Origin of the sequence: Radiobacillus sp. PE A8.2 (genome assembly GCF_045635475.1) — a bacterium.
Classification (GTDB): Bacteria; Bacillota; Bacilli; order Bacillales; family Amphibacillaceae; genus JBJGXI01.
The window spans coordinates 40,212-47,658 of sequence record NZ_JBJGXI010000043.1; the positions used below are offsets into that span (position 1 = coordinate 40,212).

7 protein-coding genes and 1 other annotated feature are annotated in these 7,447 nt (G+C 39.0%); of the genes, 5 read left to right on the plus strand and 2 right to left on the minus strand.

Features of this window, described 5'->3' with window-relative positions; translation table 11 throughout:
• Positions 1-62: 62 nt before the first annotated feature.
• Positions 63-629 (minus strand): tRNA 5-(aminomethyl)-2-thiouridylate-methyltransferase MnmM, encoded by a 567-nt coding sequence (gene mnmM / locus ACI6MV_RS19250; protein ID WP_407271942.1) that lies wholly within the window; start codon positions 627-629, stop codon positions 63-65.
• Positions 623-1,588, minus strand: coding sequence for a tRNA modification radical SAM protein MnmL/YtqA (gene mnmL / locus ACI6MV_RS19255; protein ID WP_407271943.1), 966 nt, complete (start codon positions 1,586-1,588; stop codon positions 623-625). Before mnmL ends, mnmM begins: the two co-directional genes overlap by 7 nt.
• A gap of 130 nt (positions 1,589-1,718) precedes the next feature.
• Here mnmL and ACI6MV_RS19260 point away from each other — a divergent pair, with 130 nt between their 5' ends.
• The 5 genes from ACI6MV_RS19260 (at position 1,719) to leuS (ending at position 6,997) form a co-directional block, all read left to right on the plus strand.
• Positions 1,719-2,006 (plus strand): DUF2524 family protein, encoded by a 288-nt coding sequence (locus tag ACI6MV_RS19260; RefSeq protein ID WP_407271944.1) that lies wholly within the window; start codon positions 1,719-1,721, stop codon positions 2,004-2,006.
• A 159-nt stretch (positions 2,007-2,165) separates the two neighbouring features.
• The gene (locus ACI6MV_RS19265; RefSeq protein WP_407271945.1) at positions 2,166-2,921 is read left to right on the plus strand and encodes a hypothetical protein; all 756 of its coding nucleotides are present in this window, start codon (positions 2,166-2,168) and stop codon (positions 2,919-2,921) included.
• 5 nt (positions 2,922-2,926) lie between these two features.
• Entirely contained in the window at positions 2,927-3,307 is a 381-nt protein-coding gene (locus ACI6MV_RS19270) for a GntR family transcriptional regulator (RefSeq protein WP_407271946.1), read from the plus strand.
• Between the two features lies 1 nt (position 3,308).
• A complete protein-coding gene (locus ACI6MV_RS19275; protein WP_407271949.1) occupies positions 3,309-4,001 on the plus strand; it encodes an ATP-binding cassette domain-containing protein in 693 nt (230 codons plus the stop codon).
• Between the two features lie 190 nt (positions 4,002-4,191).
• Positions 4,192-4,400 (plus strand) — a binding site (T-box leader).
• Between the two features lie 179 nt (positions 4,401-4,579).
• Positions 4,580-6,997, plus strand: coding sequence for a leucine--tRNA ligase (gene leuS, locus ACI6MV_RS19280; RefSeq protein WP_407271947.1), 2,418 nt, complete (start codon positions 4,580-4,582; stop codon positions 6,995-6,997).
• The last annotated feature ends 450 nt before the right edge of the window (positions 6,998-7,447 follow it).

Below are 7,447 nucleotides of genomic sequence, written 5' to 3' on the forward strand. Positions count from 1 at the left end.
CGTATGAGAAGTGAAATTGGATAATGAAGGCACCAGATCTTTTGAAAATCTGGTGTCCGTAATTATTTTTTCTCTATTGCTAGTACAAATGGCGGGTTATTTTTTTGATTTACAAATTGGTATCGCAAGACATTGAAGTGCTTTTGGTCATATTCGTGCAGATGTTCGAGAATAGCTTCTTTTTCTAATTCCCCACCAGGATGTCCGTAATAGACGACTAAAACGATTATTCCGCATGTTTTTAAGGAAGCGGCAATGCGATCAACAGCTTTAATCGTGCTATCGGGCTTTGTAATAATGGTTTTCTCACTGCGCGGTAAATAGCCAAGATTAAAAATCGCACCACCTATTTTACCTTCAAGCGCTGGTGTAATATATTTTTCGATGTATTGATGATCTTCTTGGAATACATCCACATTCGTTATTGCTTCTGCATGCATGCGGTTTGTTGTAGATTCGACTGCCTGTTGTTGAATGTCGAAGGCTAACACGCGTCCGTCTTCACCAACAATCTTACTTAAGAAAATTGTATCGTTGCCGTTTCCGCATGTGCCGTCGATGACAGTTTCTCCAGGTACGACAGATAGTTGCAGTAATTCATGTGCATAAGCGAGTACACGTTTTAACATGATACACTTTTGTCCTTCCTGTTGTCATATTTTCCTTGCCAGCTATTGCGTTGTGTTAATTCTTTATCAATACTATTTAAAACATCCCATTTATTCATGCTCCACATTGGTCCAATTAATAAATCTGGTGGACCATCCCCTGTAATCCGGTGAATAATCATATCCTCTGGCAAGATTTCAAGTTGATCAACGACCAGTTTGATATAATCTTCTTTTGTTAAAAATTCGAGCAAGCCCTTTTCATATTGCTTCACCATTGGTGTCCCTTTTAGCAGATGAAGTAAGTGGATTTTAATTCCTTGTACATCCATTTCGCTTACAGCGCGCGCTGTTTCCATCATACGTTGATAATTTTCTCCGGGTAAGCCGTTAATAATATGGGTACATACGCGAATGCCGTGCTTTCTTAATTTCTCCACACCTTCTAAATAACACTGCAAATCATGAGCGCGATTTATTAAATCAGATGTATCCTGGTGAATCGTTTGTAATCCTAATTCAACCCAAAGATACGTTAGTTCGTTAAGTTCTGCCAAGTATTCCACAACATCTTCTGGCAAGCAGTCTGGTCTTGTGGCGATTGAAAGACCTACAACATCGTCTTGCCTAAGCACTGTTTCGTATTTTTCGCGTAGTTCTGCAATTGGTGCATGCGTATTCGTATAGGCCTGGAAATAAGCCATGTATTTGCCGTCTTTCCACTTGTGGTGCATTTTATTTTTAATAGCATTAAACTGGGTTTCTAGATCGTCTACGCGATCACCGGCAAAATCACCACTTCCTGCTGCTGAACAAAAGGTGCATCCGCCGTAAGCAACAGTGCCGTCACGATTGGGGCAATCAAATCCTCCGTCTAAGGCAACTTTAAATACTTTATGTCCAAATATTTGTTTTAAATGATAATTCCATGAATGATATCGTTTATGATCAAAAGCGTGTGGAAATGGATTTGTAGCCATAGGTAAAACTCCTTTAAATGTTATCGCCTTTCATTGTAGCACGTCCGTATCTTATCAGAAAGCGACTTCTGCAACATCTTCCATGTATGCAGTTATCCATTTCGAACACTCTATACACGAGGTGATTAAAGTGGCTACGAGACAATCGGTCGAAAATCTTATTGAAAAAGCCAACCAATGTTTAGCCGAGGCCAATGCGCAGTTAAATGTAACGAATCGCAATGGTTATGATGTAGATAACGGCTATACAGAAGCACAGCAAAGATTAGCCAACGTATATGATGATATTGAAAAGCTAATGGATAGTGCAAATCATCAGCAACGAGATCAATTACATCGCTTGCACCTTCGCGTGAGTGATAGCTTGAACGACATGATTTTGGATCACGTTGATACAACACAATTTAGTGATAGATAGGTTCACCTCAGGCAAGCCTTGTCGACCATTTCGGTTGGCGAGGCATTTTTTGTTTCGGGTCGCTAACCGGCATCCTGCAATTTTTATTTTTTTTCTTGTATTTCCCCTTGTATTAGTGTACTATTTAAATAGTACACTAATACAAGGGGATGTGGGAAAGTGAATAACGAATGGATTGGTCTTTGGAAAAAAGAATGGCGGATGATGCGAAACTTTAATATCATTTTTGTGATTTGTCTTGTTCTATGGATTGCAGTAATGGCCAGGAATGCGTTTAGCTTGGTTGATTTTGTAGGATTATTAGTGTTCGGTTTAATTATTATGCCTGCTACTATTTTATTTAGCTTTAATACAGAGTCGAATCAGCTACAACATTTTCTTCACACCGTACACTCTATTCACAAGCAAATCATTATAAAAATAGTACATGGTGCACTCCTGACGATAAGCTTTTACCTCATTTGTAGTTTGTCCATTTATATTTTCTATTTGTTTCATAATGATGTGATGTCAAGTGCGCTTGGCTTGTGGGATTATTTATGGTTTTTTTGTTTATCTGGTCTTTTGTATAGCTTTTATCCAACGGCAATTGTGCTTGTTGTATGGTGCTTGCATCAATGGTTTAGACATTATGTAGGTTGGGGGTTAAGTGCACTTCTATTGTTTGGAATTCTTTATTTGGCGGCTAGTTTGTTTAGTGCATTTAAAAGCTTGGCCATCTACACCAATCTTACAAGTTGGGGGACGTTCAGCTTGCGTTCAAATGGAGCCGAGGAAATCCCGTTTCTCGTTGGTGACCGCACGAGCAATGGTTTATTATTCATTGATTTTGGTTTCATTTTGTTTTATGCAGTTATTTGTGTGCTTCTATATTTTCTATCCGTTTACATCCTTAATCGTAAAGTGGAGGTGTAGACGAGGTGACTATAGATTTCTTACCTGATCGACCAATCTATCTCCAATTAATTGACCGAATTTGTAGTGAAATAGTTCGGGGGGAGCGGCAATTAGGTGAAAAGCTCGATTCTGTTCGCGATTTTGCTGTGGAGACAGGGGTTAATGCAAATACGATTCAACGTGTATACAGGGAGTTAGAGCAAATGCAAATAACTGAAACAAAACGAGGTCAAGGTACATTTGTCACAACCGATAAAAAAAGGTTACAGCAGTTAAGAGAAGAGATGAAAAGTAAATACATCGAAGCGTTCTTAAATGATATGAATGAGCTAGGATTTACCGTTAATGAAATGATTGCAGGTATAGAGAAGCTATATAATCGGGAGGGGAATGAGCGTGATTGAGATGCAAGGCGTTAGCAAGAAATTTATTCGATTTGCAGCACTGAGCTCTTGTAATATTACGATTGGACAAGGGAAGGTTGTTGGTATTGTTGGAGAAAATGGAAGCGGAAAATCAACCTTGTTGCGTTTGCTTTCTGGTCTGCTCAAGCCTACGAGAGGCAAAATAACGGTTGGCGGACAACCGGTCACAAGACAGATCAGAAAGGTACTAGCATATGCCACTGACCAAGACTATTTTTATCCATATTTAACAATCCAACAACTTGTTGATTATTATGCAAGTCAATTTCCGGATTTTGACAGAGAAAAAGCGAAGGCAATCATGCATTTTATGAATTTAGATTCATCAAGTAAGATAAGTCATTTATCAAAGGGAAATCGAGGTCGAGTGAAAATAATGGTCACACTATCCCGGAATGCACCATACCTTGTGTTAGATGAACCTTTTTCTGGGTTAGATCCAATGGTGCGCGAATCGATTATTAAAGGTATGATTCAATTTGTCGATTTGGAACAACAAACAGTTATTTTAACAACACATGAGATTAAAGATATAGAACCGTTGTTAGATGAAGTGATTTTATTAAAACAAGGAAGAGTGATTGCACAGGCTCCCGTCGAAGAAATTCGAGAACGCTACAAAATGAATGTAATCGATTGGATGCAATATTATTATCAACATACACAAATATAATTTAAGATGAGGGTACATGGTCAATTCCCATCATACTTTACACAGCTTTTATATCCACCTATAGTTTGGAAGCGGATTAATTCACATATAAGTGGATGTGAAAAGCTTAAAATCAGTATTATAAAATTGACTGACATGGTAAACCTTGACAAAGGTACCTGCTTTCATTACAATACGGTTACAATAACTTTGAACGACGATGAGAAGGAATAGTAGCAAAGTTTCAGGACACAAGAGAGGCAGCGGGTGGTGCGAGCTGTCCCTGAACTTTGTGAACTCACCTTTGATGTTGCATAAGTGAAACTATTAGCTTATGCCGTATTCCGCGTTAAGGATTAGAGTGAGCACGCTGATGTGCTAATTTGGGTGGTACCGCGGGAAAAATCTCTCGTCCCTTTTGTGGGATGGGGGATTTTTCTCGTTTTTTTGGATTTTTCATTATTTGTGCAATAATAATTTATAACTTGTACAAATTAGTCAATTTCAAACACTGATTATTAGCTAGCTGTATAAGGTAATTATGAAATTGACTCAGATAATCACTAATACTTAATAGTTGTATAGAGGAGGCGCAATCGATGTCGTTTGATCATCGCAATATTGAAGAAAAGTGGCGTAAACACTGGTTAAATAACAAAACATTTAAAACGAAAACAGAAACAAAGAAAGAGAAGTTTTATGTTCTTGATATGTTCCCGTATCCGTCAGGGGCTGGGTTGCATGTTGGTCACCCAGAAGGTTACACGGCAACTGATATCATCGCTAGAATGAAACGTATGCAAGGCTATGAAGTGTTACACCCGATAGGTTGGGATGCATTCGGGCTTCCCGCTGAACAGTATGCGTTAGATACTGGAAATGACCCAGCAGAATTCACAAAAATGAATGTTGACACTTTCCGTCGTCAAATTCAAGAGCTAGGTTTTTCTTATGATTGGGATCGTGAAATAAACACAACCGATCCAGGCTACTATAAATGGACACAATGGATTTTCTTGCAACTATATGATAGAGGCTTAGCTTATATCGATGAAGTTGCTGTTAACTGGTGCCCGGCATTAGGAACGGTACTTGCCAATGAAGAGGTAATCGACGGGAAAAGTGAGCGTGGTGGTCATCCGGTAGTTAGAAAGCCGATGAAGCAATGGATGTTGAAAATAACAGCTTATGCAGATCGTTTACTAGAAGATTTAGAAGAATTGGATTGGCCAGAAAGTATCAAAGATATGCAACGTAACTGGATTGGCAGATCCGAGGGCGCAGAAGTTCACTTTGGTATCGACGGCTATGAAGACACGTTTACTGTGTTCACTACTCGTCCGGATACGTTGTACGGTGCCACTTATGCAGTGTTGGCTCCGGAGCATCCGTTAGTTAATAAAATAGTAACACATCAACAACGTGGAGCGGTAGAAAAATATATAGATGACGTGCAAGCTAAAAGTGATCTAGAACGTACCGATTTAGCAAAAGATAAGACAGGTGTATTTACAGGCGCTTATGCGGTGAATCCTATTAATGGAGAAAAGCTTCCGATATGGGTTGCTGATTATGTGCTTATGACATATGGCTCTGGTGCGATCATGGCGGTACCTGCACATGATGAACGTGACTATGAGTTTGCGAAAAAATTTGATCTTCCAATTACAGCTGTTCTTGAAGGTGGAAATGTGAAGGAAGAAGCATTCACAGGTGATGGACAGCACATTAATTCCGATTTCTTAAATGGGTTGAATAAGGAAGATGGTATTAAGCAAGCGATAGAATGGTTGGAGGAACATGGTAAGGGTGAGCGAAAGGTAACGTATCGTTTGAGAGACTGGTTGTTCAGCCGTCAACGTTATTGGGGTGAACCAATCCCAGTCATCCATTGGGAAGACGGTACAATGACAGGTGTTCCAGAAGAAGAATTGCCGCTTGTTCTACCGAAAACAACGGAAATTAAGCCGTCAGGTACGGGGGAATCACCTTTAGCTAATATCGATGATTGGGTACATGTCGTCGATCCTAAAAGCGGTTTGAAAGGTCGGAGAGAAACGAATACAATGCCACAATGGGCAGGAAGCTGTTGGTATTTCCTACGTTTTATTGATCCAGATAATGAAGAACAGCTTGCAAATACCGATCATTTAAACAAATGGCTACCAGTCGACACGTACATTGGAGGAGCAGAGCATGCGGTCCTACACTTGCTTTACGCTAGGTTCTGGCACAAGTTCCTTTATGATATTGGTGTAGTTCCTACGAAAGAACCGTTTCAGAAGCTATACAACCAAGGCATGATTCTTGGCGAAAACAATGAGAAAATGAGTAAATCAAAAGGCAATGTAGTTAATCCGGATGAAATTGTAGAATCTCACGGAGCTGACACGCTAAGGTTGTATGAAATGTTTATGGGCCCACTTGATGCATCAATTGCCTGGTCTACGAATGGTTTAGATGGAGCGAGACGTTTCCTTGACCGTGTATGGCGACTATTTATAGATGATCAAGGCAAACTTGTAAACAAAGTAGTAGACAGTGTGCAGGAAGATAGTTTGGAAAAGGTCTATCATGAAACGGTGAAAAAGGTTACCGAAAACTTTGAAGACTTACGCTTTAATACCGGTATCTCGCAAATGATGGTATTCATTAATGAAGCATATAAAGCTGATCACATTGCGAAGGACTATACGGAAGGCTTTATTAAAATCCTATCTCCTGTAGCGCCACACCTTGCAGAGGAGCTTTGGGAAAAGCTTGGGTTTGATGAATCAATTAGTTATGAAGCATGGCCGGCATACGACGAAGCTAAATTAGTAGAAGATGAAGTGGAAGTTGTTATTCAAGTCATGGGTAAGGTGCGCGCTAAGATTATGGTTCCAAAAGATGCTACGAAAGAAGAATTAGAGCAGCATGCTTTAGACAACGCAGATATCAAGGAGCGCCTAGAAGGAAAAACAGTTCGGAAAGTAATTGCGGTTCCAGGGAAATTAGTTAATATCGTAGCTAACTAAATTAAGCGTGTTTTAATAGTACAATTTCATTAGAGTGGTTCATTTTTTGGATGGTGGAAAGATAGTCTATATGAAGTTGATTAAAATAAGCAGAGCTATTCCTTTTATTAGATGAAGGGAATAGCTCTGCTTTTTTCTATGTGATTAGCTACAGTGTATAAGTTTAATCGGTGTTTTAACGGGAAAATAGTATTGTAAAGAATTTGTGAAGAAAAGATGATTAATAGTATTGACTTTTCTTTCTTAAACGTGTAACATATTCATTACTGTCGCATTAAGTCATATCTTGACGAAACGAACAGTCGTACTACTGTAAATTGTAATTGACATCACATATTAACGGTGTTATAATTTATCTACTGTCGCTGCTAGGCAGTAACACATTTTGATCCTTGAAAACTGAACAGAACAATCAAGTATGTTAAGAAATGATTTACAAGTTATCTTGTA

Excerpts from the sequence above, each read along its gene's own strand:
- mnmM (WP_407271942.1), bottom strand. The coding sequence starts at position 629 with ATGTTAAAACGTGTACTCGCTTATGCACATGAATTACTGCAACTATCT.
- mnmL (WP_407271943.1), bottom strand. The coding sequence starts at position 1,588 with ATGGCTACAAATCCATTTCCACACGCTTTTGATCATAAACGATATCAT.
- ACI6MV_RS19275 (WP_407271949.1), top strand. The coding sequence starts at position 3,309 with ATGCAAGGCGTTAGCAAGAAATTTATTCGATTTGCAGCACTGAGCTCT.
- leuS (WP_407271947.1), top strand. The coding sequence starts at position 4,580 with ATGTCGTTTGATCATCGCAATATTGAAGAAAAGTGGCGTAAACACTGG.